We start from the raw sequence: 26,378 nt of genomic DNA, 5'->3' as shown, positions 1-26,378 counted from the left end.
CGGAGGCGAGCGCGGTGGAGGAACGGCTTTCCCGCGTCTGGTCGGCGATCACTTCGTGGCCGCGCACGGCGGCGCTGGCTTTCGGCCTGCTTGCAGCGACCGGGTTCCCGCCGCTCAACCTTTGGCCACTTGCGCTCATCGGAGTTGCAGGCTTGGTCGGGCTAATCGGGGCGGCGCCGGACTGGCGCAGGGCCGCGCTGCTCGGCTGGTTATTCGGCCTCTCGCACTTCACCTTCGCGAACAACTGGATCGCGGCCGCCTTTACCCACCAGTCGCAGATGCCCGCCTTCCTGGGCATGATCGCGGTGCCATTGCTGGCCCTCTATCTCGCGGTCTATCCCGCGATCGCTGCGGGCCTGTCTCGCGCGGTCGGCGGCGCGCGTCCCCTGCCATTGGCGTTTGCGTTCGGCGGTGCCTGGGTCATTTCCGAATGGCTCAGAAGCTGGGTCTTTACCGGCTATGCATGGGATCCGCTGGGGCTGATGTTCCTGGGGCCTTGGGATCGGCCCGGCCTCGCCGCCCTCCTGCCGTGGACGGGGACCTATGCGCTGTCTGGGCTGGCGGCACTGGTGGGATCAGGCGTGGTCGTGCTGCTTTCCCGGCGTGCTTGGCTGCGTGCTTTCGCGGTCTTCGCGCTGTTGGGGGTGGCCATGTACTTACCCGCGCCGCCATCGCGCGAGGGCTCGGTCGAGGTCGCGCTTGTCCAGCCCGGTTTTACCCAGCGCGAACTCGACAATCCAGCCCTCTACGAGGAACAGTTTCGCGAGTTGGCGGCTCTCACTGCACCGCGACGCGATGCTGGCGAGCGGCTTGTGCTCTGGCCGGAGTCCGGCCTGCCCGACTACCTTCGCCCGGGTTATCCGAAGCGCTACTATCTCGCGACCACGGCCGGGGCCGACCCCGACTTCGCGCGCGCCCGGATCGCGAGGGTTATCGGGCCTGGCAGTGTCCTGCTGACCGGGGCGGTGGATCTCGAGATCGAGGATGGCAAGGCCGTCGGTGCTTACAACGCCGTGACCGCGCTCGACGACCGGGGCGAATTCGTCGGCAGCTACAGCAAGGCGCACCTTGTACCTTATGGCGAATATCTGGCGCTTCGCTGGCTCCTCGAACCGCTCGGCGCGACGCGGCTGGTAGCCGGCGCGATCGACTTCATACCCGGTCCGGGACCGCGCACCCTCGATCTGGGTCGATGGGGCCAAGCGGGGATGCAGATTTGCTATGAGATCGTCTTTGCAGGCCAGGTGGTCGATCGCGCAAACCGGCCGGATTACATCTTCAATCCGTCGAACGACGGTTGGTTCGGGAAGTTCGGGCCACCCCAGCATCTTGCTCAGGCCCGTATGCGCGCGATCGAAGAGGGCCTCCCGGTCCTGCGCGCCACGGTGAGCGGCATCAGTGCGGTTATCGACGCGAACGGCGTGGTTCGCGATCATCTTCCAACCAGTTTCACCGGCGGGCGCATGGACGCGCGGGTGCCCCCCGCACTCGAACCGACCTGGTTCTCACGCCTCGGCAACCCGCTATCGCTGGGATGGGGCCTGTTGCTGTTTGCACTTTCGTTGCTTGTCAGGCGGCGCATCGGCGGCTAGGTCGCGGCCACATTCACACATAAAGCTTTCCTTATATCGGGGTCCAAAAAAGCCATGCGTTCCGATTTCCTGTTCACGTCCGAATCGGTCTCCGAGGGCCATCCCGACAAGGTTTCCGACCAGATTTCCGATGCCATCGTCGATCTGTTCCTTTCGAAGGACCCGCACGCACGCGTGGCCTGCGAGACCATGACGACCACGCAAAAAGTCGTCCTGGCGGGCGAGATTCGCGGCGAGGGGATCATGGACACCGACGGCAACTGGGCCCCCGGCGTCGAGCAGGAGATCGAGGATACCGTGCGCGGCGTTGTGCGCGATATCGGTTACGAACAGGACGGCTTCCACTGGAAGACGCTCGACTTTTCCAACAACCTGCATCCGCAGTCTGCGCATATCGCGCAGGGCGTCGATGCCGGCGAAAACAAGGACGAAGGCGCGGGCGACCAGGGCATCATGTTCGGTTTCGCTTGCGACGAGACGCCCGACCTGATGCCGGCGACCTTGGACTACAGCCACAAGATCCTCGAGCGCATGGCGCGCGACCGCAAGAGCGGAGCGGCGCCCTTTCTCGAGCCCGATGCCAAGAGCCAGGTGACCCTGCGTTTTCGTGACGGCAAGCCCGCCGCGGCGACCGCGATCGTCGTCTCGACGCAGCACGCCAAGGGCTACGACGAAGGCGCCAAGGAAGCGGAGCTGCACACCTATGTCCGCGGCGTGATCGCGGATGTCATGCCGCGCGAATTGCTGACCAACGAGACCGTCTACCACATCAACCCGACCGGCAGCTTCGAGATCGGCGGACCTGACGGCGACGCCGGGTTGACCGGTCGCAAGATCATCGTCGATACCTATGGTGGCGCGGCGCCGCACGGCGGCGGCGCGTTCAGCGGCAAGGATCCGACCAAGGTCGACCGGTCTGCCGCATATGTGACCCGCTATCTCGCCAAGAATGTCGTCGCCGCCGGCCTTGCGAAGCGTTGCACGATCCAGATCGCCTATGCGATCGGTGTGTCGCAGCCGCTTTCGCTCTACGTCGACACCCACGGGACGGGCACGGTCTCGGACGAAAAGCTGGAAGCGGCCATCACGAAGGTGGCTGGCGACAAGCTGGGCGGGCTTACCCCGCGCGGCATCCGCGAGGGACTTGCCCTCAACAAGCCGATCTATCGCAAGACCGCCGCATACGGCCACTTCGGCCGCACCGCGACCGGTGACGACTTCCCTTGGGAAAAGACCGACCTCGTCGACGCGCTGAAGGCTGCCGCCGCCTAAGTCGTACGACTAAATCCGGCCTTCGCGCACGGCCGCGAGGTCGCCTGCGATCGTGCGCGCCCCCAGCATGTAGTGCGCGCCTGCCCATAGGTAGATCGCAGCGCATGCCGCCATTGAGAGCGCAAGCGCCTGTCCGGTGTCGTAACCGGCGTCGGACAGGCGATCGCTTCCCCAGCCGATCATCAGTGGGCCGATTCCGCCCGCCAGTCCGCCCAGAACGTTCGTGAGCGCATTGGCAGTCGCCCGCATCCGGTGATGCAGGAGATTGGCAACCGTCCCCGTCGTCATCCCGAGATAGTTGAACTGCAGCAGTGTCGACACGAGGATCAGCGCGATCAGCGTCCAGAGATCCGAGCGGGTAATGGCGAGCGCATAAACGGGAAAGGCAAGCAGCAGGCTCATTCCCGGCAGCCAGGCGTAGATACGCGGAAAGCGGTCCGCGAAACGATCGGCGATGAACCCGCCTCCCAGGATCGCCAGTGCGGCAGGCACCGTGGCCATCAGCGCGGTTGCCAGGCCCGCCTCTCCGGTGGTTAGGCCGAAGCGCCGCGAAAGTAGCGCCGGAACGAACGCCAGCAGCCCGAATCCCATGAGCGCGGCAAGCGAGGAGCCCGCAACCAGATGACGCGCGCTGCGGACATCCCACAAGCGGCGTACGACCGCCCATGTCGAGGGGACGTTGTCGTCGGTGTTGGCGTCATGCACGCCGCGCTGCGGCTCGGATACGAGCAGCCAGACGAGCAACGCCAGCAGCAGGCCCGGGACGCCCGTGACGATGAACGCCCAGCGCCAGCCCCATATCTGCGCGATGTAACCTCCCCCGGCCAAACCGATGAACGCGCCGATCGGCGGCGCCAGCAGCAGGATCGACATGGCGCTCGCCCGCCTGTGCGGCGGGTAATAGTCGGCGATGACCGACTGATTCGCGGGCAGGCCCACCGCCTCGCCAACGCCCACTGCGATCCGCGCGGCAAGCAGTTGCCCCCATGTCGTCACCAGGCCGCTGGCGGTCGCGGCGAGCGACCACAGGAATGTGCCGACTGCCGTAAAGGTCAGGCGTCGCCGACTTTCCGCCAGTCGTGCGACGATCACGCCGAGCGAAATGTTGAGCGCCGCATAGGCGAAACCGAGGAGACCGATCTGGGCATCGGACAGTGCGAACTCTGCCTTCAGCGGCTCGACCAGCGCGTTGACGACGATCCGGTCGACGAAGCCTATCGTGCCGATGGCCGTCAGCAGGAACAGGGCTCGCTGGGGCGAGGTGCTGCGAAAACGGCGCAAGCCGGTCAGCCGAGCGATGCAGCGAGGCGTTCAATCGCCTCGACGTATTCTTCGCGGAACGATTGAACGACAGCGCGCGAGGGCCGGATTTCCTCCACCAGCCCCACACCCTGACCGACGAAATAAGTGACGAGATCGCGCGCTTCGGCGTTTCCTGCCTCGGCGGCGCGTTCGATGCGGGCGAACGCGGGTTCGGACACCATGCCCATCAGCGGCATCGGCAACGCGCCGGGGCCCCCTTCGGAATCCCACGCCTCGTGCCAGGCGGTGCGCAGCTGGCGCGCGGGCTTGCCCGTGCGGCTGCGCGAGCGGACGGTGTCGCGGCTGCGCGCGGTCACCATCTTCTGCCGAAACGTCTCGCTCGCCTCGCTTTCCGGAGTGGCGAGCCAGACGCTGCCGGTCCAGGCCCCATCCGCGCCCGCTGCCATCATCGCGGCCATCTGCCCGCCGGTCATGATGCCGCCGGCGGCGAGCACCGGCGTATCGTGACCGGCATTCCGCAGCGCGCGGACGACTTCGGGAATGAGGACGAGCGTCGATACCTCGCCGCAGTGGCCGCCAGCCTCACCCCCTTGCGCGACTATGATGTCGACCCCGGCCTCGGCCTGGCGGATCGCGTGCTCCTTGGCTCCGACAAGGGCCGCGACCGGAACGCCGCGCTTCTTGCCCTCAGCGATCATGGCGGGAGGTGCGATCCCGAGCGCGTTGGCGATAAGGCGGATCGGGTGGCGGAAGGCGACTTCCATCAGGGCCATGCCGTTTTCTGGAGTGATGCCCATCCGTTCACGCAAAGGCGCGACCGTGCGGTTTGCCTCAATCCCGTATTCCGCCAGGAGATCGGCGGCGAACTCGGCATATTTGGGATCGATCGCCGCTGCGCGGGTGGCGTTGTCAGACAATGCGGCCACGCGCGGATCGATCGTTTCGGGTACGATCACGTCGACGCCATACGGGGCGCCGCCCACGTGGGCATCGATCCAGGCGAGCTCTTCCTCGAGCTGTTCCGGGCTGAAGCGCGTTGCACCCAGCACGCCGAAACCGCCCGCCTTGCTGACCGCGGCCACGACGTCGCGGCAGTGGCTGAACGCGAACAAGGGAAACTCCGCGCCGGTCAGCGCGCAAACGCGATTGTCCATGAACTCTCCCGACCCGCGATCATCATAAGGGCGACCGCCGGGTTTATGCGCGATAGTCTGCGACGATTCGGCCCGCGGCGGCAAGCTCTTCTTCGTGGCTCGCCTCCCGCCATTCCTCGGCCAATGCGGCCGCTTCCCATTCCTGCATGGCCGGGTGGTCGATGACCCGCTCGACCCAACCCAGTCCCCTGCCGACATTGAGCCCATAGGTCCGCACGCGAAACGCAACCGGAGCGTAGAACGCGTCGAGCGCGGTGAACGTGGCACCGCCCAGCCAGGGACCCCCGAAGCGGTCCAGCGCAGTCTCGAACAATTCGCCGATGCGCGCGATGTCACGGGCAAGGGCAGGGCTGTGCGCGACCGGCTCGACGCGTACTCCAACGTTCATCGTGCAGGCACTGCGCAGGGCGGAAAATCCGCCGTGCATTTCGGTGACTGCCGATTGCGCGAAGGCACGCGCTTCATCGCTGTTCGGCCAGACGCCCCGATGTCTGTCGGCCAGGTAGAGCACGATCCCCAATGAATCCCAGACCGTACGCGCTCCGTCGATCAGCACGGGCACCTGCCCCGTTGGAGAGAAGGCGCGAAACTCTTCGTAGTTCGACGGTTTCGTAAACGGCTCGATCCGGTCGGCGAAGGGTATCCCGAGCGCCTTCATCAGTACCCACGGCCTGAGCGACCAGCTCGAATAGTTCCGGTTGGCGGTTACGAGGGTATAGGCCGCCATGTCCGCTCAGAATTCGTAATGCCCGGTCGTCTTCGCGGCGATCTCTTCGGTGGTGACGCTCGGCGCCATCTCGATCAGGCGGAATGGGCTGTCGTGATCTGGTCGCTGGAATACCGCTAGGTCGGTGATGACCATGTCGACGACGTTGCGCCCGGTCAACGGCAGGGTACATTCGGGGATGAACTTGGGGCTGCCATCCTTGGCGGTGTGCTCCATCACCACGATGATCTTCTTGACGCCTGCGACGAGGTCCATCGCACCGCCCATGCCCTTGATCATCTTGCCCGGAATCATCCAGTTGGCGATGTCGCCGCCTTGGGAGACCTCCATCGCGCCAAGCACGGTAAGGTCGATGTGCCCACCGCGGATCATCGCAAAGCTGGCCGCGCTGTCGAAATAGGCGCTGTGCGGCAGCTCGCTGATCGTCTGCTTGCCGGCATTGATTAGGTCGGGATCGACTTCGTCATCGTGGGGGAAAGGTCCAATTCCCAGCATCCCGTTCTCGCTCTGCAGGGTCACGTGCATGCCTTGGGGGATGTGGTTTGCGACCAGCGTCGGGATGCCGATGCCGAGGTTGACGTAATATCCGTCCTGCAATTCGCGCGCGGCGCGCGCGGCCATTTCGTCACGCGTCCAGCCGTTCGTAGTTTCGGGCATCGGTCGTCGGGTCCTTAATTCGGGGAAAGCGGTGCGGGGATGATGAACCAGCCCGCACCTATCAGGCGCTCGAGTGGCGCTGCGGCAGCGGGATTGCGCAGGTAGGCGAACAGCTCGTCGAAGTCGGCGCGTTCGTCGCCCGCGATGGCCACGACGCAGTGCGCCCGCGCGAATTCGTCGCGCCGGGTCTGCTTGCGCTCTTCGGGAAACCGCAACAGGACGAGTTCGTCCCGCCCGGCAGGATCGAGACCGGACGAAACCAGCGCTTTTCGAACTTCGCCGGCCCGGTCGGCAGTCTGGCTACTCGTCCAACCAACCGTGACGCCCTCGGCGCGCAGAGCGGCAAGCTTTTCAGCCAGCATTCGATCGCCGGACAGCGGTCGAGACAGATCGATCGTGGTGCCTTCGGGGTCCAGATCAACCAGCACCGCTGCCGGGTGGATCGAGCATGTCCGGGTCTCGGGCGTCATCGCGAAGGGGTCCGCCAGCAACACCGAGCGACGCTCCGAGCCTACGACGGGAATGGCAGCTTGCTCCACGGCGAAAGCCGCAAATGCGGCCTGAGCTCCGCTCGCGACGGCCTTGCCATCGTACCCGGAAGGCGGTGGTAGCTCTGTCAAACCGGTGAGCTGCGCCACAGGTGGCGAAATCGTCGATGCGGATGGGATCGCGTCCCGTTCCGAAGGGGCCAACGCTTCTGCGGCTGCCATTTGCGGCCCGACGGTCGCAGCCCCTTCGCGCGCGGTGGGCAGAGCATTGGTGACGGTGACGACGGAACCGTCCGCATAGGTCACTTCGCGCGAGACCGGAGAGGGCAAGGTGCCAGGTGCAACAACTACAGTACCGGCAGACGCGGTGACTGCCTGCGATGGGAGTGCGACCGGCGGCCGGGCTGTCTTGGGCCGGTCGTCTCCGCGAGTCGTGATGATGCCGCCTGCCGCGAGTACGGGGAGAGCCGCCGCAACACATCCGGAAAGGAAAGGGGCGGCCAGCATGACAGTCGCCGCGGCGCGAAACGCGCTGCGCAATGCCCGCCGCCGAGCCTCCGTCATGCCGTTTCTCGTTCCCGGACGGTGCGGAACTCGATTTTCTTGTCGTACGGCGCGCCGACGATCATCCGCTGCACATAGACACCCGGCAGGTGGATGCAGTCGGGATCGAGACTACCCACGGGGACGATCTCTTCCACCTCGACCACGCACACTTTGCCGCACGTCGCCGCCGGCAGGTTGAAATTCCGGGCGGTCTTGCGAAAGACTAGGTTCCCGGTCTCGTCCGCTTTCCAGGCCTTCACGATCGAAAGGTCGGCGAAAATGCCGCGCTCGAGGATGTACTCTTCGGCGCCATTGGGGCCGTCGAAAATCTTGCTTTCCTTACCTTCGGCCACTTGTGTGCCGACACCGGTCTTCGTGTAGAAGCCCGGAATACCCGCGCCGCCGGCGCGCATCCGTTCGGCTAGCGTTCCCTGCGGACAGAACTCGACCTCGAGTTCGCCGGCGAGGAATTGCCTTTCGAACTCCTTGTTCTCGCCCACGTAGGATGCGATCATTTTCTTGACTTGCCGGGTCCGGAGCAGCTTTCCGATACCCTCGTTGTCGATCCCGGCATTGTTGCTGGCGAACGTCAGGCCGGTCACGCCGCTGTCTCGGATTGCGTCGAGCAGACGCTCGGGGATCCCGCAAAGGCCGAAGCCTCCGCTTGCGATCAGCATATCGTTGGTGAGAACGCCGTCGAGCGCGGCCGCTGCGGAAGGGTAGATCTTGTCCATTGGCGCCATGCTCTAGCGTTCGTCGGCGGGGCTGTCATCCTGTTGCGTAGGCCCGTTCACGCCGCAGTGCACCATTGTCGGTTTGCCGTAACGAACCGGTCGCAAAGCTAAAATCGGACTGCAGTTGCAAAAAACGGCAGGGTGTTTGTTCTTTTCGCACTTGCACAATCTGCCGCAACGCAGCATATCCCTCTCTGCCTTTCAGGCATCCTCTCCCAAGACTTTCAAGGCCCGGCGGGTTTTCCCTCCGGGCCTTTTTTTCGCCTCGAGCCCACGCAGGTCCCGGCACCAAATCGTCCCCCGTTCATTGGCAAAGTGCCCCCCGCTCCCTAGCTGAAGGGGAACGACAGGAACGACGAGGAAGGGGCCCGCATCAATGGCCGAAGTGGACGCCGATACATCGGCAGGCGAAAAGACCATCCGGCTGCAGGTCGCGGCGGCCCGGCAGGAAGAAAGCGGACAGGGTATCGCGCGTATGCCGCGTTCTGCCTTTAAGGCGCTCGGCATTACCGAGGGCGATATCGTCGAAATCCAAGGCAAGCGGACGACCGCGGCGGTCGCCGTTCCAACCTATGACGAGGATCAGGCGCTGGAAGTCGTCAGACTGGACGGGCTGCAGCGTGGCAATGCAGAAATCGGATCCGGCGAGCACGTCACAATCCGAGCCGCGCAGTCGCGGCCGGCCACCCGCGTCGTGTTCGCCCCGGCACAGCGTGAAATGCGCCTTCAGGGCCCGACGCAGGCCCTGCAGCGCAACTTCTTCGGCAAACCCCTGCTCGCGGGAGACGTTGTCGCGACTACCGGGCAGCAACCGGTGCAGAACATGCCGCCCGAAGTGCGCCGCATGTTCAACGCCCCGGCCTATGCGCTCACGCAGATCAGGCTCTCGGTCGTCTCGACGACGCCCAAGGGCATCGTCCATATAGACGAGAACACAGAGGTCGAACTGCGCGCCGAATTCGAAGAGCCGCGCGATGGCCGCGCAGTGGTCAACTACGATGACGTCGGCGGTATAGGCGACACCATCCAGCAGCTGCGCGAGATGGTGGAGTTGCCGCTCCGGTATCCCGAACTCTTCACGCGCCTGGGTGTCGATCCGCCGAAGGGCGTGCTGCTTCACGGCCCGCCTGGAACCGGCAAAACCCGGCTCGCACAGGCGGTCGCGAACGAAAGCGATGCGCACTTCATCACCATCAACGGGCCCGAGATCATGGGTTCGGGTTATGGCGAGAGCGAGAAGCGCCTGCGCGAGGTTTTCGAAGAAGCATCGAAAAGTTCGCCCGCGATCATCTTTATCGACGAGATCGATTCGATCGCGCCCAAGCGTAGCCAGGTGTCGGGGGAGGCCGAAAAGCGCCTCGTCGCGCAGTTGCTGACGTTGATGGACGGCCTCGAGGCGCGGTCCAACATCGTGGTGATCGCGGCAACCAACCGTCCCGACGCAATCGACGAGGCGCTCCGGCGGCCGGGCCGGTTCGATCGCGAGATCGTGATCGGCGTGCCGGACGAGAAGGGGCGCCGCGAAATCCTGTCGATCCACACCCGCGGCATGCCGCTTGGCGACAAGGTCGACCTGGACGAACTCGCCCGCACCACCCACGGTTTCGTTGGTGCCGACATCGCGGCGCTGGCGCGCGAGGCGGCGATCGAAGCCGTGCGGCGGATCATGCCCAAGCTCGACCTCGATGCGCGCGAGGTTCCCGCCGAGGTGCTTGAAGAGCTGTATGTCGGTCGCGAGGATTTCGTTGCGGCGCTGAAGCGCGTGCAGCCCAGCGCGATGCGCGAGGTGATGGTGCAGGTTCCCAACATCGGCTGGTCCGATATCGGGGGGATTACCGATGCCATCGACAAGCTGAAGGAAGGGGTCGAACTCCCTCTCAAGAACCCAGAAGCCTTCCGCCGCTTGGGCATCCGGCCGGCTAAGGGATTCCTGCTCTACGGCCCTCCGGGCACCGGCAAGACCTTGCTCGCAAAGGCCGTCGCCAAGGAGGCCGAGGCAAATTTCATATCGATCAAGAGCTCGGACCTCCTGTCGAAATGGTACGGCGAGAGCGAACAGCAGATCGCCCGCCTCTTCCAGCGCGCCCGCTCGGTCGCGCCGTGCGTCCTGTTTATCGACGAGATCGACAGCCTCGTGCCCGCCCGCGGCTCCGGCCAGGGCGAGCCGCAGGTGACGGGCCGCGTGGTCAATACGATCCTGGCCGAAATGGACGGACTGGAAGAACTGCAGTCGGTCGTCGTGATCGGAGCCACCAACCGGCCGACGCTGGTCGATCCCGCCTTGCTTCGGCCGGGGCGGTTCGACGAGCTCGTGTATGTCGGCACACCGGACAAGGCGGGCAGGGCGATGATCCTGGGCATCCACACGCGCGCCATGCCGCTCGCCAAGGACGTGGATCTGGGCAAGGTGGCTGCGGATACGGATCGTTTCACGGGCGCAGACCTGGAGGACGTGGTCAGGCGAGCCGGTCTCAACGCGCTTCGCCGGGCAGGCGGCGAGGTCAAGGAAGTGACCGCCGCAGATTTCGCCGACGCGCTCGAGGATTCACGCGCGACGGTGACTCCCGCAATGGAAGAGGAATACCGCAAGATGCGCGGCGAACTGAAGAAACGTGTCGCCGCGGCAGCGACGGGCATCGGCTTCGTTCCGGATGGTATTCTCACACCGACCCGAGAGCACAAGCACGCGCCCGTGGCGGTCGACCGCAAGGAAGACTAGGGCCGACCGGCGCCGGCGGTAATGGCGGCGTGGAGCAGCGCATCGGGCTGTTCCCGCCGCAGCCAGTCGAGCATGTGTTCGCGCACCGCGCAGCGCAGTTCGAACAGTTCGCCGATGGTTGCCGCGCTCATCGCCAGTCGCAGTTCGATGGACCCGGCGCGCGCTTCGGTCATCAGGGCGGTGGCGGTGCGCCGGTCCCACTGTGGCTGCTCGCCCAGGAATCGTTCGAACTCGGCTCGGATCGGCGCGACATGCGTTTCGGGCGCGAGGTGCAGGAACACCGGGCCGGTCAGGACTTCGCTGGCGCGCGACCAGTTTTCGAACGTATTGTCGAGGAACCGGCTCGTGGGCACGATCGCGGCCCGTTCGTCCCACATCCGCACGACGACGAAGCTCATGCGGATATCCTCGACACGGCCGGTATGGCCATCGATGACCACCATGTCGCCCAAGCGCAGCGGCTCGGTAATTGCCATCTGCAGGCCCGCGATCAACGACTTAAGCGCCGGTTGGGCCGCAGCGCCCACCGCGAGGGCCGCGAGGCCCGCGGAGGCGAGCAAGGTAGCGCCGACCTCGCTCACCCCTGGAAGCTGGAACAGCATGAGGCCGACGGTTACGAAGACGATCGCGAAGATCGCCGTCCGCGACAGGATCGCGACGCGGGTGCGGCGGCTTCGTGCGGCAGCCACGTCGGTGGAAATTTCCGCCCTGTAATCGATCGCAGCCGCGAACGCCTTGACCAGCGTGTACGCGATCCATCCGAGCAGGGCGGGAACGGCAAACCGCGCAATCGCGTGCCAGACGGTTGCGATCGAGGGATCCCCCTGCGCGGCAACTGAAAGGCCGATTGCCACCGCAGCCCAGCGCATTGGCCCGCGCAACTGATCGACGACCATTTCGTCGACTTGGGTCTCCGTGCGCGCGGCAAGGCGCCCGGCAATCGCGAACACGAGCCGGTGGAACGCGAAAGCCAACAGGATCGCACCGACCGCGAAGATCGCAGCGTGGACGATGGCGGCCCAGTCGATGGTATATCGCGCAGGGTCTAGACGGCCGAGATCGAAATCGCTGAACATTCCTTGCCGCTTATGGTTCGCACGGGGCGGTGGCAAGTTGGTCGCGTTTCCTCATGCGTTGCCATTCGCGGGGAAACTTATGGTCACCTCGACGCCGTCCTTGGTGAATTGGCGATCGATCGATCCGCGAAGTTGCTTTGCCGAACCGGTCATCAGCAAACTGCCGAAACCTTGCCGTTCGGGCTCCACGCCGTCGCCCGGGCATTCCTCGCGCCATTCGATCGTGACCGTATCGCCCTGCTGCTTCCAGTGGACCTTCAGGGTCCCGCCCGATTGCCAGCAGCCATACTTGACGGCGTTGGTCGTCAACTCGTGAAGAACCAGGCCGAGCGGCGTGACCTGCTTCGCGGGCAACTGGACCTCGGGGCCTGATAGATCCGCCTTGCGGGCCGACGTCAGGTAAGGACGCACGGTCGTTTCCACCAATGCCCTCAGGGAAGCCACCGGGGTCTCCAGGGTCCCCTGGGTCACCTCGTGAGCGGTAAGGAGCGCGTTGATCCGTTCGGCAATTCGATCGACCGTGGGCTTGGCTTCGGGGCTGTCCTTCGCACTCATCCGCACGATCGCCAGGATGACGGCGAAGAGATTCTTCACCCGGTGGTTGAGTTCGCGGGCCAGCAGATCGGCCCGGTCGCGCGCTTCGGCCAGCGCGGTAGTCTGGGCGGCCTCGGCCTCTGCCTTGGCAGTGCGGATCGACAGGCGAAGGCCCAGCCAAAGCGCCACCAGGATGAGCGCGAGCAGCCCCAGCAGCAGTGGCAGAACGCGACCTTCCGCGCGGGCCGCATCGCTGGACGCTTCGAGGAGGATGCCTCGCTCGATGTCCTCCATTTCGCGCACCGCCTGCCGCAGGCGCTCCATGGCCTCCTGACCTTCGTCGGTGAGGATCAGGCTGCGGGCCCCGATGAGATTGCCGTCCGCAACGAGTTCCAGCGATTGCTCGATCTCTGCGAACTTGGCGCCCGACAAGGTCTCGATCTCGTCGACCAGCTCGCGCTGGCGGGGTGTCGTTTCGTTCCCCAGCAGCGTGCGGAGACGTTCGAGAGCCGGCCGATATTGTGCGCTGCCGAGGTTGTAGGGCTGCAGGTAGCGGCGATCGAGCGTGAGCACGTATCCGCGCTGACCGGTCTCGGCATTGAGCGCGGACCGGCTGACGTTCTGCAGTTCCACCAGGATCGCGTTGGTTCGCACGACCTGGGCCCGTTGGGCGCGCTCGGCTTCGATGGTCTGGTAGATCAGGAAGATCGCGGAGATGAGGGCGGCCGCGACGACTCCCAGCGTGGCAAGCGTGCCCCAGTGCCTGCGCATGGCAGGGGCGCTGTATCGCGCTTGGCCAGCCTCGGCCGCTATTGCCCTCTCGTCCATATGCGGTCGATTACGGTCCCGGGAGTAGGCAGACAAGCGCTAGTGCGCCGTGCCCCAGTTCGACCCGTGGCCGATTTCGATTCCGAGCGGCACCTCGAGCGCGACCGCCGGAAGCGCCGCTTCGGCCATCACCCGCTCGATGACGGGCGATGCCGCCGCAACGTCGCCTTCGGGCAATTCGAACACGAGCTCGTCGTGGACCTGCAGCAGCATCCGCACATGGCCCAGCCCTGCATCGTTCAGCGCCGGCATCATCCGCGCCATCGCGCGCTTGATGATATCGGCACTCGTGCCCTGGATCGGTGCGTTGATCGCAGCGCGCTCGCTGCCTTGTCGTTCTGCCTGATTGCCGGATTTGATCCGCGGGAACCACGTCTTGCGACCGAACAATGTCTGCGAATAGCCCGTCTCGCGCACGCTCTCGAGCGTGGAGTGAATGTAGGCCTGAATGCCCGGAAAACGCTGGAAATAGGTGTCGATGATCGCCTGCGCCTCGTCCGCCTCGATCCCCAGCCTTCCGGCAAGGCCCCACCGGCTGATGCCGTACAGGATCGCGAAGTTGACGGTCTTTGCACGAGCGCGCGTGTCGCGGTCGACGGTGCCGAACATTTCCAGCGCCGTGCGCGCATGTATGTCCTCGCCTGCGGCGAACGCTTCCTTCAGTTGCGGAACGTCGGCCATATGGGCGGCAAGGCGCAGTTCGATCTGCGAATAGTCCGCCGCGAGCAGGACGTTGCTTTGCTCGGCCACGAAGGCCTCCCGGATCTGGCGCCCGATTTCGGTGCGGATGGGAATGTTCTGCAGGTTGGGGTCGGTGGAGGAAAGCCGACCGGTCTGCGCGCCCACGAGGCTGTAGCTGGTATGGACGCGGCCAGTGTCCGGATTGATGGCGGCCTGGAGCGAGTCGGTATAGGTCGACTTGAGTTTCGTCAGCTGGCGCCATTCGAGCACCTTGGTCGCCACGACAGCACCCTGTCCGGCGAGTCCTTCGAGAATGGCCTGGTCGGTCGAATACTGGCCGCTCTTGCCCTTGCGGCCGCCCTTGTAGCCGAGCTTGTCGAACAGCACGTCACCCAATTGTTTGGGGCTGCCGATCGTGAACTCGAAGCCGCAGATGTCGAAGATCTCGCGCTCGATCCGCGCCATCTCGGTCGCGAACTCATCGCTCAAGCGTGCAAGTCGCTGGCGATCGACCTTGATGCCGTGCCGCTCCATTTGCGCGACTACCGGGATCAGCGGGCGATCCACCCGCTCATAGACCTGGGTGCCGCCCTCTTCGGAGAGTCGCGGCCGCAGGTGCTTCCACAGGCGCCAGGTGACGTCGGCATCTTCCGCGGCGTATTCGGTTGCCCGGTCGAGCGGGACTTCGCCGAACGGGATCGCCTTCTTGCCGCTACCGCAGATGTCCTTGAACGTCAGCGTGGTGTGACCGAGGTGCCGCTGGCTCAATTCGTCCATGCCATGCCCACCCCCGATCCCGTCGAGGCTGCGTCCGGCATCCAGCGCGAAGCTCAGGATCATCGTGTCGTCGATCGGGGCCACGCTTATCCCGGCGCAGCGCGAGAGGATGTTGAGATCGTACTTGATATTCTGTCCGATCTTGAGGACCGCATCGCTCTCGAGCAACGGGCGCAGCGCGTCGTAGGCCGCCGCGCGCGGAACCTGCACGGGCTTTTCGGCGAACATGTCGCTGCCGCCGTGGCCCAACGGAATGTAGCAGGCGTCGTTCGGACCGAGCGCGAGGCTGATCCCGGCGAGTTCCGCGCGCATGGCGTCGAGGCTGCTCGTCTCGGTATCGATGGCCACCACCCGAGCCGCGAATGCGCGTTCGATCCAGTAGGTAAGCCGCTCCATCGAGGTCACGCACTCGTATGTGGTGCGGTCGATCGAAGGCATGTCCGGCAGCGGCTGGCGGTTGCCGCTCGAACTTGCCGCAGCGCCGGGTGTCTGAGGCTTCGCCGGATGGAGCTGGGTCGGTCGGTCCGGGCTGCCCCTGCCGCCATCGAGGCGCTTCAGAAGGCTGGTGAACCCGTGCTCGGAGAGGAACGCCGCGAGCGGTTCGGGCGGGACGCCGTCCAGCTTCATTTCGTCGATCGGAATCGGCAGCGCGCAGTCTTCCTTGAGCTGGACCAGCACGCGCGAAAGTTCCGCCATCGTCCGGCCTGCGACCAGCCGCTCCTGCAGTTTGGACGGTTTCATGGAAGGTGCCGCGTCGAGCGCGCCCGCCAGGCTGCCGTGCTCCTGAATCAGCTTTGTCGCAGTCTTGGGGCCGACGCCGTAGATGCCCGGAATGTTGTCGACGCTGTCGCCCATCAGCGCGAGGACGTCGCCCACCAGCTCGGGCGGGACGCCGAACTTCTCCACCACTTCGGGGATGCCGATCCGCTGATTCTTCATCGTATCTAGCATGTCGATACAGCCGCCACCCTCGCCGCACTTGCCCACTAGCTGCATCAGATCCTTGTCGGAACTGACGATGGTCACGTCCCATCCTCGCAGCGTCGCTTCGCGCGCATAGCTGGCGATGAGGTCGTCCGCCTCGAGATCGTCCTCTTCGATACACGGCAGGCTGAACGCCCGCGTTGCGTCGCGGATCAGCGGAAACTGCGGCACCAGATCTTCCGGTGGGGGCGGGCGATTGGCCTTGTACTGGTCGTAAAGCGCGTTGCGGAAACTCGTCGAACCCTTGTCGAGGATCACGGCCAGGTGGGTGGGCCCGTCGGCCTTGTTCAGGTCCTCCGCCAGCTTCCAAAGCATCGTCGTGTAGCCGTAAACCGCGCCAACGGGGGTGCCCGCCGGGTTCGTAAGCGGAGGAAGGCGGTGATAGGCGCGAAAGATGTAGGCCGACCCGTCGACCAGATAGAGATGCTGCTTGTCTGCCATCGACACCTGCTAGCATCCGATGACGGGCCGGTCAGCCGATTTTGACCGGACGGAAAAATGGCGGAATTCGGGCAACTTCAAGGCAGTTTGCGGCAGAATTCGGGCGAAAATGTGCGAATCGACTTGCAGTGCCACAAAGTCGCCATTATTTAGGCGGCGCACGGCGGGTTTCGCCGGGCTTTTAAAACCGCTGTTCAAGGGAACAACGAACTATGCGTAAGATCATTCTCGCCGCCGCCGCTGGCGCCGCCGCCCTGACCCTCTCGGCTTGCTCGGAAAAGACCGAAGACGCCGCTGCTGAGACCGCCGACGCTGCGATGGCCGACGCTGAAGCCAATGCCGACGCCGCTGGCGAAGCCGTTGACGCTGCTGCCGACGCGACCGCCGCGACCGCGACCGAAGCTGCTGCTGCGACGACCGAAGCTGCTGCTGCTGCTGAAGCCGAAGTGCAGGACGAGACCGTGGAAGAAGCCAAGGTCGACTGAGCCTTCGCTTTCACGCGAAATTCGGGAAGGGCGGTGCCGCAAGGCGCCGCCCTTTTCGTTTGCCCAGACGCGGCCTAGGCAATCGCAATGACCCAGATCGTATTCGTCCTGTTTCCAGGGGTGACCCAGCTCGACATGACCGGGCCGGCACAGGTCCTGAGCCGAATTCCGGGTGGCACGGTGGCTGTCGCTGCAAGAACGCTCGACCCTGTCGACACCGATTCCGGCTTTGCCCTCGTTCCGACCGCGATTTTCGACAACGCGCCTCAGCCAGACATCCTCTGCGTTCCTGGCGGCCACGGCGTAACCGAGGCGTTGGGAGATCATGCGACGGTGGATTTCATCCGTCGCCAGGCGCTCGGCGCGAAATGGGTGACCAGCGTATGCACCGGTGCGTTCCTGCTCGGGCGGGCAGGATTGCTCGAAGGAAAGAGCGCCACGACCCACTGGGCCTACACGCACCTTCTCCCCCTCGTCGGCGCAAGGCACGTTGCCGAACGGGTGGTCGAAGACGGAAATGTGATCACCGCCGGCGGAGTGACCGCCGGGATCGACTTCGCGCTCACATTGACCGCGCGCTACGCCGGCGAGGAAGCGGCACGCAGGGTGCAACTCGCCCTGGAATACGATCCGCATCCGCCCTTCGACAGCGGGACGCCTTCATCTGCTGGCGAAGAGCAGACTCGTGAACTCAGGGAGCACATCTACGATGCGGCGGCGGCGCGCATGGCCGCCGCGCTGGTCTAGCCTTTAGTAATTGGCGTTGGCGTATGCGCGCGCAGGCGTCGCCTGGTAGCCATCGTACAGCGCCCGGGCTATGCTGGCGATCTTGGCGTCACGCGCGGGCTTCGAACCCTGACCCGTGACATAGATGGCAACCGCGATCGCGCGGCCGTCCGGCGTATGGATGATGCCGATATCGCTGGCGGTGTTCGACAGCGTGCCGGTCTTGTGGGCGACGCGCGCGCCGTCGGGCAGCATGCCCGGAATACGGCGGGTGCCGGTCCGGCAGCGCTCCATCGCGCCGAGGATGACCTTGCGGCTCGATTCCTTGAGGAACTTGCCCTGATACAATCCGGCGAGGAGCTGGACCATCGCCTGCGGCGTGGCGCTGTCGCGCACGTCGATCCGATGGGCAGGGTCGACCTCGCCGTCGTCGCGCACCAACGTGGCGATGTCGCGCGTGATGTTGAAGTCGGTAATGCCGTTGCGGCTCGCCCAGTTGTTCACCGCCGCAGGTCCGCCGACCACTGCGAGCAGCGCGTCGGTCGCCGGATTGCTCGACCGGGTGATCATGATTTCGATCAGGTCGATCGCCTTCATGTATTGACCAGGGCGGACGGGCGCCTTGCTGCCCGAGAAGCGCGGGGATGCGACCGGCACCATCAGCGGGAATTCGCTGGTCAGGCTCCAGCGGCCCTTCTCAACGCCTTCGAGGAATGTCGCGGCAATCGCGATCTTGCTGGTCGATGCCATCGGGAAGCGCTGGTTGCCAAGCACGGAGACTTCGCGGCCGCTGGCCAGGTCGACGGCATAGACACCGATCCGCCCAGCCGAACCATTGGCGATTTGGGCGACCGTCGCTTCGAGCGGCCAGGCGTACTTTGCGTCGAAGCTTTGCGGCTTGCGGACTTCGGTGCCCAGCACCGCGTCGAACGATGTCTTGAAGTCGGCCTCCGCTGCGTGAGCGGTCGAAATGCCCGTCAACGCGAGCGCGAATGCGGCCCCCAGCCGCGCTATCCGTCCCATAGTCATGATCCCGATCATGTCCCCATCATGCTTTGCATTAGATTAACAGGGCATTCGATTTTCCATCAAGGGCCACGCGACGAAAAGTGTCCTGAACGCGACACGAAGCCACCTCGGCGGCTCAGACATGCCAATGGCTCGGCAACGATGGGACGCGGACACAAAATGAAAGGGGCCGGCGGATCGCTCCGCCAGCCCCTCGTGTAGCTCAGATGTTGGTGCGAGCTTAGAAGCCCATGCCGCCCATGTCGGGCATGCCGCCGCCGGGCATTCCGCCGGCAGCCTTGTCTTCCGGCTTGTCGCTGATCGCCGCTTCGGTGGTGATCAGCAGACCGGCGACCGATGCCGCGTTCTGCAGTGCGGTGCGGACGACTTTGGTCGGGTCGATCACGCCGGCAGTGACGAGGTTCTCGTACGTGTCGGTCTGGGCATTGAAGCCCATGTTCTCGTCGTTGCCATCGATCAGCTTGCCCGAAACGACCGCGCCGTCATGGCCGGCGTTCGAGGCAATCTGGCGAACCAGCGAAGTCAGCGACTTGCGGACGATATCCACGCCGCGGGTCTGGTCTTCGTTGGCACCGGTCAGGCCGTCGAGGGCCTTGGCCGAGTAGAGCAGCGCGGTACCGCCACCGGGGACGATGCCTTCCTCGACCGCAGCGCGGGTCGCGTGGAGCGCGTCGTCGACGCGGTCCTTGCGCTCCTTCACCTCGACTTCGGACGCGCCGCCGACCTTGATCACGGCAACGCCGCCGGCGAGCTTGGCCAGCCGCTCCTGCAGCTTCTCACGGTCGTAGTCGCTGGTCGTGGCGTCGATCTGGGTGCGGATCTCGCCCACGCGCGCCTTGATGTCGTCGGCCGAGCCAGCGCCATCGACGATCGTGGTGTTGTCCTTGTCGATCGACACGCGCTTGGCTTCGCCGAGCATGCCCACGGTCACGTTTTCGAGCTTGATGCCGAGGTCTTCGGAGATCATCTCGCCCTTGGTCAGGATCGCGATGTCCTGCAGCATCGCCTTGCGGCGATCGCCGAAGCCGGGGGCCTTGACGGCCGCGACCTTGAGGCCGCCGCGCAGCTTGTTGACCACGAGGGTGGCGAGTGCCTCGCCCTCGATGTCCTCGGCAATGATCAGCAGCGGACGGCCCGACTGCACCACGGCCTCGAGGATCGGCAGCATCGCCTGCAGCGACGACAGCTTCTTCTCGTGGATCAGGATGTAGGGGTTATCCAGCTCGACGGTCATCTTGTCGGGGTTGGTGATGAAGTAGGGGCTCAGATAGCCGCGGTCGAACTGCATGCCTTCCACGACGTCGAGTTCGAACTCGAGACCCTTGGCCTCCTCGACGGTGATCACGCCTTCCTTGCCGACCTTCTCCATCGCTTCCGCGATCTTGTTGCCGACTTCGGTGTCGCCGTTGGCCGAGATGATGCCGACCTGGGCGATCTCATGGGAGCCAGAGACTTCCTTCGAACGCGCCTTGAGGTTCTCGGTGATCTTCTCGACCGCCATGTCGATCCCGCGCTTCAGGTCCATCGGGTTCATGCCGGCGGCAACCGACTTCATGCCCTCGGTCACGATCGCCTGGGCCAGCACGGTGGCGGTGGTGGTGCCGTCACCGGCGTTGTCGTTGGTGCGGCTCGCAACTTCCTTGAGCATCTGCGCGCCCATGTTCTCGAACTTGTCCTTGAGTTCGATTTCCTTGGCGACGGTAACGCCGTCCTTTGTGATGCGCGGAGCTCCGAAGCTCTTGTCGATCACGACGTTGCGGCCCTTGGGGCCCAGCGTGACCTTTACGGCATTGGCGAGAGTGTCGACGCCGGCGAGAATCCGCTCGCGTGCGTCGCGGCCGAACTTTACGTCCTTGGCAGCCATTTTCGTTTCTCCTGGAATTCGTCTGGTTGGTGGAAAGCGTCAGGATCCGGCAATCAGCCGAGGATCCCCATGATGTCGCTTTCCTTCATGATCAGCAGGTCTTCGCCGTCGATCTTCACTTCGGTGCCCGACCACTTGCCGAAGAGCACGCGGTCGCCGACCTTGACGTCGAGCGCGATGCGATCGCCATCGTCGTCGCGCGCGCCGTCTCCGATGGCGACGATCTCGCCTTCGCTCGGCTTTTCCTGCGCGCTATCGGGGATGATGATGCCGCCGGCGGTCTTGCTGTCTGCCTCGATGCGGCGGACGAGAACGCGGTCGTGCAACGGACGGAATGCCATAGTGCTTGCCCTCTCTCGGGTTGAATGAATGGATATCCTTGGCACTCCCCCATGGAGAGTGCCAGCGAGAGCGCATTTAGTGCGCCGCGAAGGAGCGTCAACCCGTCTGGCCGACCTTTATTTCAGGCCGATGGCTATTTCAGGCCGACGGGGAGGGCAGCAGGCCGAACGTCTCGCGCCGGGCCCAGCGATAGGTAAGCAGCCCGGCGGCGAACACCAGCCCGATGGCAAGCCCGATCCATACGCCCGTTCCTTTGAGCGGGGTGTAGAAGCCGAGCCAGATGGCCACTCCATACCCGGGCACCCAGTAGCTGAATATCGCGATGAGCATCGGCACCCGGGTGTCCTGCAAGCCGCGCAAGGCGCCAGCGGCAACGGCCTGGACCCCGTCGAACAATTGGAAGCCGGCGGCCACCAGCATGTAGGCGACCGCGAAGCCGACCATCGCCGAATTCTCGGGCGCGAAGGGATCGACGTAGATCTGCAGCAGCAGCATCGGCGCGAATATCATCAGCGCCGCCGTCAGGCACATGAAGCCTGCAGCGACCCCGATACCGATCCAGCCGGCACGACCGATTGCGGCGTGGTCGCCAGCGCCGAAGTGATATCCGACCCGGATCGTCGCGGCCTGACCCACGCCGAACGGCACCTGGAAGGCGAGCGCGGCGATCTGCAGCGCTACCGTATGACCCGCCAATTCGGATTCGCCGATGCGACCCATCAGCAGTGCCGCACCGCTGAATAAGCCTGCTTCGGCGATGATGATTATCATCACCGGACTGCCCAGAGTTACGATCTCGCGCAGGCGCGACCACTCGGGCCGCCACCAGTTGCCGAAGACGCGATAGCGTCGCAGCCGGCGATCGGCACCGATCGCGACGACATAGCTCGTCAAGACGAACACCGAAGTCAGCACGCTTGCCAGCGCCGATCCCTCGAGGCCAAGGGCCGGCGCGCCGAGGTTGCCGAACACGAACATCCAGTTGAACAGCAGGCTCGCGCCCAGCGCCAGCCCGGTGATCGCGGTCGCGAAAATCGGCCGGCCGAGCGCGGACACGAAATTGCGTAGGACGCTGGCGAGAACCATCGGGATCATCGCCCACATGATGATCCGCAGGAAATCGCCAGCCCGCGCGGAAAGCTCTGCGGACTGCCCGCTCAGCAGCATGAGCGCCTCGCCCTGCCAGCAGATCGCCATGCCGACGACGCCCGAAGCGACCGCCAGCCACAACCCCATGCGAACCGAACGGCGCACCTGCCTGACGGCATGACGTCTGCGACCGAGCTCCTCGGCGATAAGCGCGGCGACGATTCCGGTGAGGCCGGAAAAAGCCCACATCAGAAGGCCGAACAGCGCGATGCCGAGCGCCGAGGCGGCCAGTTCGCGCTCACCCAGGCGGGCGACGAAGATCACGTCCACCGCATGGACGAGCATCTGGAGAAGGTTGGCGAGCGCCAGCGGCCATGCGAGACGCAGGGTCTCGCGAAGCTCGATCCGCCAGGGGGAAAGGGCGCGTGTCTCTGACATAAAGCCGGCCCGGATAGTCGCGCCGCTCGATCCCGAAAAGCGGGAGATCGATGGGGGCAGGATTTTCCCTTCAGCTTGCGGCAAGCAAGTCACAGCGTATGGCCGCACCATGTTCAGGATCGTCGCGCTCGCAGGGGCCATCACCAGTTTCGTAGTCGCCGCACCGGCATTCGCAGGAGAGCTGTATGGGGGCGTTTATAAGCACGCCGTCGACACGCCGTTTACCCTCGATACGCGCGAAGACGGTGTCGACCTCCAGCTTGGCTATCGCTTCGACCCGGTCCTGCCTCTTGCCCGGATCGAGCCGTATGTCTTCGGTTCGGTCAACAGCGAGCAGGGCGGGACCGATTTCGTGGGTGGCGGCGTCAGCCGCAAGTTTGGCTTTGGGGGCGTCTTCGTGCGCCCCGGTGTCGGCCTGGTGGTTCACAACGCACCGGACCTGCGGGTCGATCCACTGACTGGCTTGCGAACCGATCTTGGGAGCAGGGTCTTGTTCGCGCCCGAGATCGCCATTGGCATGGCGGTTGCTCCGCGTCTCAGCATCGAAGCCAGCTGGGTGCACATCTCGAACGCCCGGCTGTTCGACAGCCAGCAGAACCCCGGAATCGACATGATCGGTGTGCGGGCCAACCTGAGGCTTTGACCACGGGGCGCTAAATCGTAGAAGCACCGGGACCGTAACCTCGCGTCTCCGGCAAGCTCCGTTCGAAGCAAGCCGGGCGCCCGCACGAAAGTCTGCCCATGGAGCACGAAGCCGCTTCGCATTTCCTGCGCGATGCGGTTGTCATGCTCGGCTTCGCGCTGGGCTTCGTGCTGCTGTTCCGCCGCCTGGGACTGGGGGCGACGCTGGGCTACCTCGTTGCCGGCGCGGTCATCGGGCCGCAGGTTCTCGGCCTGACGGGCGAAGCCGAAAGCAAGATTGCCATTGCCGAGCTGGGCATCGTCCTCCTCTTGTTCGTTGTCGGGCTGGAACTTGCGCCGCAACGCCTGTGGCGCATGAGGAAGGAAATTTTCGGGCTCGGGCTCGCGCAGGTCGTCTTGTGCGGTGTCGCGCTGACCGGTGCAATCGGGCTGGCGACCGGTTTTTCCTGGCCCGCCGCGGTTGCCCTCGGCATGCCATTGGCGCTGTCGTCGACCGCGCAGGTGCTGCCGATGCTGCAGTCCGCGGGTCGACTGCGAACACCGTTCGGCGAGCGGGCGTTTTCGGTCCTGCTGTTCCAGGACCTGGCTCTGATCCCGATGATCACCGTCGTAGCAGCGCTCAGCCGCAACCCGGCCGACACGGCCGGTCCTCCGGGCTGGCAGCTCGGCCTCACGACCGTCGCGGCCATCGTGGGGCTGATACTGGCGGGCCGGTTCGTTATCCGGCCGATGTTCCGGCTGATCGGCGGGCTTGGCGAACGCGAAATGTTCGTGGTCGCGGCACTGTTCACCGTCGCCGCCAGCGCCTCGACGATGGCGCTGCTCGGCTTGTCCACGGCGCTGGGGGCGTTCATCGCCGGTGTGATGCTCGCCGATTCACCCTACCGGCACGAGCTCGAGACCGATGTCGAGCCGTTCCGTTCGATCCTGCTCGGCCTGTTTTTCCTTGCCGTCGGGATGATGCTCGACCTTCAGGCGATTGCCGAGCGACCGTTCTTCGTTCTGTTCGCCGCCATCGGTCTCATCGCGATCAAGGCCGCCGTTATCGGCGGATTGGGAATGCTGATGGGCATGGGCTGGCGCGCTTCGCTGGCGCTGGGCCTGCTGCTGAGCCAAGGTGGAGAATTCGGCTTCGTGCTGTTCGCGCAGGCCCAGCAAGGCCTGCTTATCGAGCCCGAAGCCGCCAGCCTGTTCGGTGCGGTCGTGACGATCTCGATGGCTGCGACACCGTTCCTGATGATGCTCACCACCCCGTTGCGCCGGGCGCCCGAGAAGGGTGAGAAGCGCGAGGGCCCGCACGCAGACGGCGCAAGCGCGCTCGTGATCGGCTACGGACGTTTCGGGCAAACCGTCGCGCAAATGCTGATGGCAAGCGACATCCACGTGACGCTGATCGATCGCGACACCGAAATTATAGACGTCGCCGGCGAGTTCGGCAGCAAGGTTTATTTCGGAGACGGCACGCGCATCGACCTGTTGCGACAGGCGGGCGCAGGCGAGGCCGACGTGCTGCTGTTCTGTCTCGACGGTAGCCAGCTGGGCGATGGAACGCTCGAGGCTGTGCGCGAGGCCTTTCCCGACGCACGAATATTCATTCGGGCGTTCGACCGGCGGACACTCATCGATCTGCGCGACGCGCCGCATGACTATGCAGTGCGCGAAGTCATGGAATCGGCCGTCGCGATGGGTCGCGCCGCACTCGAAGTGCTCGGCAACTCGCTCCAGACCATCGACGACGCGGAGGAGGACTACCGTAAGGCCGATCGCGAACGGCTCGATCTGCAGCGCGAGGCAGGCGATTATCGGGCGGCGCGGGACATGGTCATCCGACCCCGCCGTCGCCGCGAGGGCGGGGATGCCGTGCAATCGGCGGGAACGGTACGCCCCTCGTGATCGTCTGGTGCGTCTAGGGCCTCCCCGCCCTGAGGAGGAACATGCGTGCTTACGGTGCTGTCAGAGGCCGCGACGATCGCAGCACAGGCTCCGACGATCGGCGCTTACTATTTCGAGATACTGTTTGCGCTCGGAGCGCTGATCCTCCTTGTCGCATGGCTACCCATCGCTTTGCACCGCATGGCGTTGTCGCTGCCGATGGTCTGCGTCCTCATCGGCATTGCGATCTTCACATTCACTCCGCTTTCGGGCTGGGCACCGCATCCCGACAAGGCTCCTGCACTGGTCGAGCGATCGGCTGAGTTGATCGTCATCGTTTCGCTGATGGGGGCCGGCCTGAAGATGGGTCGGAAGGTGAGCTGGAAGGGCTGGAACGCGACATGGCGATTGCTGGGTATCGCCATGCCGCTCACGATCCTGATGGTTATGGGGCTGGGCCACTGGCTGCTTGGGTTGAGCCTTGCCACTGCGTTGCTGCTCGGCGGGGCGCTCGCACCGACCGATCCGGTGCTGGCCGGGGACGTCCAAATCGAGCATGACGAAGACGAGCGCGAGGCCGAGGCGAAATTCGCGCTGACCAGCGAAGCGGGGCTCAACGATGCGTTGGCCTTTCCCTTCATCCATCTGGCGATCGCCATTGCTGCCGCCGGCGCTCTCACGCAGTCGGTGGCTACCGATTGGCTGATTAAGGACGTGCTGTGGAAGCTGTCCGCCGGTCTCGCGATGGGCGCGGGCATCGGCTGGCTGATCGGCTGGATGACGTACCGGTTACCCGCGACGACCCGGTTGTCGCGGACGGGTGATGGCTTTGTCGCCTTGGGAGTTACGCTGGTCGCCTACACGGCCACCGAATTCGCGCACGGTTATGGCTTCCTTGCCGTGTTCGTCGCGGGGGTCATGATCCGCCGTGCGGCCGAGGGCCATGACTTCAACAAGCGCCTCCACGATTTCGCCGATGAGGCCGAACGTCTGCTGGCGATGTTCATGCTGCTGATGTTCGGCGGGATGATCGCCGGCGGCTTGCTGGCGAATGTGGGGTGGGAGGAAGCGGCTTTCGCTGCCGCGATGCTTCTGGTGATCCGGCCGCTCGCAGGCTGGATCAGCCTGATCGGTTTCAAGCGCCCCGCATACGAGCGTGGCGTGATCGCGTTCTTCGGCATCCGCGGATTGGGCTCGGTCTATTATCTCAGCTACGGGTTCAATCACGGCACCTTCGATTACGAGTATAGCCTGTGGGGCACGCTAGGCCTCATCATCGCTGCCTCGATCGTGATGCACGGCGTGACGGTGACCGCGGCGTTCGACCGGCTCAGTCAGAAATACCATGCAAACTGGCCGACAAGATTCCGCCGGACGCCCGAGACGGAGAGCCCTGCCGTTTCCGAGTGACAGGACAG

Annotated in this window: 21 protein-coding genes; 8 read left to right on the top strand and 13 right to left on the bottom strand. The window is 64.8% G+C overall.

The annotated features are described in order from the left end of the window. Positions 1-14 precede the first annotated feature (14 nt). Both lnt and metK read left to right on the top strand, forming a co-directional pair. Entirely contained in the window at positions 15-1,592 is a 1,578-nt protein-coding gene (lnt, locus tag AR323_RS00400) for an apolipoprotein N-acyltransferase (RefSeq protein WP_235510401.1), read from the top strand. A 54-nt stretch (positions 1,593-1,646) separates the two neighbouring features. Then, entirely contained in the window at positions 1,647-2,864 is a 1,218-nt protein-coding gene (gene metK, locus AR323_RS00395) for a methionine adenosyltransferase (protein WP_057881977.1), read from the top strand. Between the two features lie 9 nt (positions 2,865-2,873). Here metK and AR323_RS00390 read toward each other — a convergent pair whose 3' ends face one another. Genes AR323_RS00390 through AR323_RS00365 form a run of 6 tightly spaced genes read right to left on the bottom strand, consistent with a single transcriptional unit; the run spans position 2,874 to position 8,433 of the window. Further along, positions 2,874-4,145 (bottom strand): spinster family MFS transporter, encoded by a 1,272-nt coding sequence (locus AR323_RS00390; RefSeq protein ID WP_057881976.1) that lies wholly within the window; start codon positions 4,143-4,145, stop codon positions 2,874-2,876. A 5-nt stretch (positions 4,146-4,150) separates the two neighbouring features. Beyond that, positions 4,151-5,281 (bottom strand): NAD(P)H-dependent flavin oxidoreductase, encoded by a 1,131-nt coding sequence (locus AR323_RS00385; RefSeq protein ID WP_057881975.1) that lies wholly within the window; start codon positions 5,279-5,281, stop codon positions 4,151-4,153. 43 nt (positions 5,282-5,324) lie between these two features. After that, on the bottom strand, positions 5,325-6,008 hold the full coding sequence (locus AR323_RS00380; RefSeq protein ID WP_057881974.1) for a glutathione S-transferase family protein: 684 nt from the start codon (positions 6,006-6,008) through the stop codon (positions 5,325-5,327). A gap of 6 nt (positions 6,009-6,014) precedes the next feature. Next, positions 6,015-6,665 (bottom strand): CoA transferase subunit B, encoded by a 651-nt coding sequence (locus AR323_RS00375; RefSeq protein ID WP_057881973.1) that lies wholly within the window; start codon positions 6,663-6,665, stop codon positions 6,015-6,017. Between the two features lie 14 nt (positions 6,666-6,679). Further along, positions 6,680-7,717 (bottom strand): HAD family hydrolase, encoded by a 1,038-nt coding sequence (locus AR323_RS00370; RefSeq protein ID WP_152980275.1) that lies wholly within the window; start codon positions 7,715-7,717, stop codon positions 6,680-6,682. Next, complete coding sequence (locus AR323_RS00365) at positions 7,714-8,433, bottom strand: CoA transferase subunit A (protein WP_057881971.1); 720 nt, start codon at positions 8,431-8,433, stop codon at positions 7,714-7,716. Before AR323_RS00365 ends, AR323_RS00370 begins: the two co-directional genes overlap by 4 nt. 376 nt (positions 8,434-8,809) lie before the next feature. Between AR323_RS00365 and AR323_RS00360 the strand changes: the two genes are divergently transcribed. Next, on the top strand, positions 8,810-11,152 hold the full coding sequence (locus tag AR323_RS00360; RefSeq protein ID WP_057881970.1) for a CDC48 family AAA ATPase: 2,343 nt from the start codon (positions 8,810-8,812) through the stop codon (positions 11,150-11,152). Here the strand turns inward: AR323_RS00360 and AR323_RS00355 are convergent. Genes AR323_RS00355 through polA form a run of 3 tightly spaced genes read right to left on the bottom strand, consistent with a single transcriptional unit; the run spans position 11,149 to position 16,473 of the window. Then, positions 11,149-12,228, bottom strand: coding sequence for a mechanosensitive ion channel family protein (locus tag AR323_RS00355; RefSeq protein WP_057881969.1), 1,080 nt, complete (start codon positions 12,226-12,228; stop codon positions 11,149-11,151). The genes AR323_RS00360 and AR323_RS00355 overlap by 4 nt on opposite strands. Before the next feature lie 51 nt (positions 12,229-12,279). Beyond that, a complete protein-coding gene (locus AR323_RS00350) occupies positions 12,280-13,590 on the bottom strand; it encodes a sensor histidine kinase (RefSeq protein ID WP_083495171.1) in 1,311 nt (436 codons plus the stop codon). Positions 13,591-13,629: 39 nt separating this feature from the next. After that, positions 13,630-16,473: a DNA polymerase I gene (polA, locus tag AR323_RS00345; protein ID WP_057882542.1), complete on the bottom strand. Its 2,844-nt coding sequence runs from the start codon at positions 16,471-16,473 to the stop codon at positions 13,630-13,632. A gap of 212 nt (positions 16,474-16,685) precedes the next feature. Here polA and AR323_RS00340 point away from each other — a divergent pair, with 212 nt between their 5' ends. Then, positions 16,686-16,958: a hypothetical protein gene (locus AR323_RS00340; protein ID WP_057881967.1), complete on the top strand. Its 273-nt coding sequence runs from the start codon at positions 16,686-16,688 to the stop codon at positions 16,956-16,958. A gap of 87 nt (positions 16,959-17,045) precedes the next feature. Then, positions 17,046-17,705, top strand: a complete 660-nt coding sequence (locus AR323_RS00335; RefSeq protein ID WP_057881966.1) for a DJ-1/PfpI family protein — start codon at positions 17,046-17,048, stop codon at positions 17,703-17,705. 3 nt (positions 17,706-17,708) lie between these two features. Here AR323_RS00335 and AR323_RS00330 read toward each other — a convergent pair whose 3' ends face one another. From AR323_RS00330 to AR323_RS00315, 4 genes are all read right to left on the bottom strand, one after another. Next, complete coding sequence (locus tag AR323_RS00330; protein WP_235510400.1) at positions 17,709-18,725, bottom strand: serine hydrolase; 1,017 nt, start codon at positions 18,723-18,725, stop codon at positions 17,709-17,711. A gap of 208 nt (positions 18,726-18,933) precedes the next feature. After that, positions 18,934-20,577, bottom strand: coding sequence for a chaperonin GroEL (gene groL / locus AR323_RS00325; RefSeq protein ID WP_057881965.1), 1,644 nt, complete (start codon positions 20,575-20,577; stop codon positions 18,934-18,936). Positions 20,578-20,630: 53 nt separating this feature from the next. Next, a complete protein-coding gene (groES, locus tag AR323_RS00320) occupies positions 20,631-20,918 on the bottom strand; it encodes a co-chaperone GroES (protein ID WP_057881964.1) in 288 nt (95 codons plus the stop codon). 139 nt (positions 20,919-21,057) lie between these two features. Beyond that, positions 21,058-22,446 (bottom strand): MATE family efflux transporter, encoded by a 1,389-nt coding sequence (locus AR323_RS00315; RefSeq protein ID WP_057881963.1) that lies wholly within the window; start codon positions 22,444-22,446, stop codon positions 21,058-21,060. 109 nt (positions 22,447-22,555) lie between these two features. Here AR323_RS00315 and AR323_RS00310 point away from each other — a divergent pair, with 109 nt between their 5' ends. The 3 genes from AR323_RS00310 to AR323_RS00300 all read left to right on the top strand — a co-directional run bounded on the left by AR323_RS00310 (position 22,556) and on the right by AR323_RS00300 (position 26,370). Then, positions 22,556-23,089: an acyloxyacyl hydrolase gene (locus tag AR323_RS00310; protein ID WP_057881962.1), complete on the top strand. Its 534-nt coding sequence runs from the start codon at positions 22,556-22,558 to the stop codon at positions 23,087-23,089. A 98-nt stretch (positions 23,090-23,187) separates the two neighbouring features. Further along, the gene (locus tag AR323_RS00305) at positions 23,188-24,981 is read left to right on the top strand and encodes a cation:proton antiporter domain-containing protein (RefSeq protein ID WP_057881961.1); all 1,794 of its coding nucleotides are present in this window, start codon (positions 23,188-23,190) and stop codon (positions 24,979-24,981) included. Between the two features lie 45 nt (positions 24,982-25,026). Beyond that, a complete protein-coding gene (locus tag AR323_RS00300; RefSeq protein WP_083495170.1) occupies positions 25,027-26,370 on the top strand; it encodes a cation:proton antiporter in 1,344 nt (447 codons plus the stop codon). The last annotated feature ends 8 nt before the right edge of the window (positions 26,371-26,378 follow it).

It is taken from the genome of Tsuneonella troitsensis (genome assembly GCF_001441535.1).
Classification (GTDB): Bacteria; Pseudomonadota; Alphaproteobacteria; order Sphingomonadales; family Sphingomonadaceae; genus Tsuneonella; species Tsuneonella troitsensis.
This window is presented reverse-complemented; position numbering and strand designations above follow the sequence as displayed.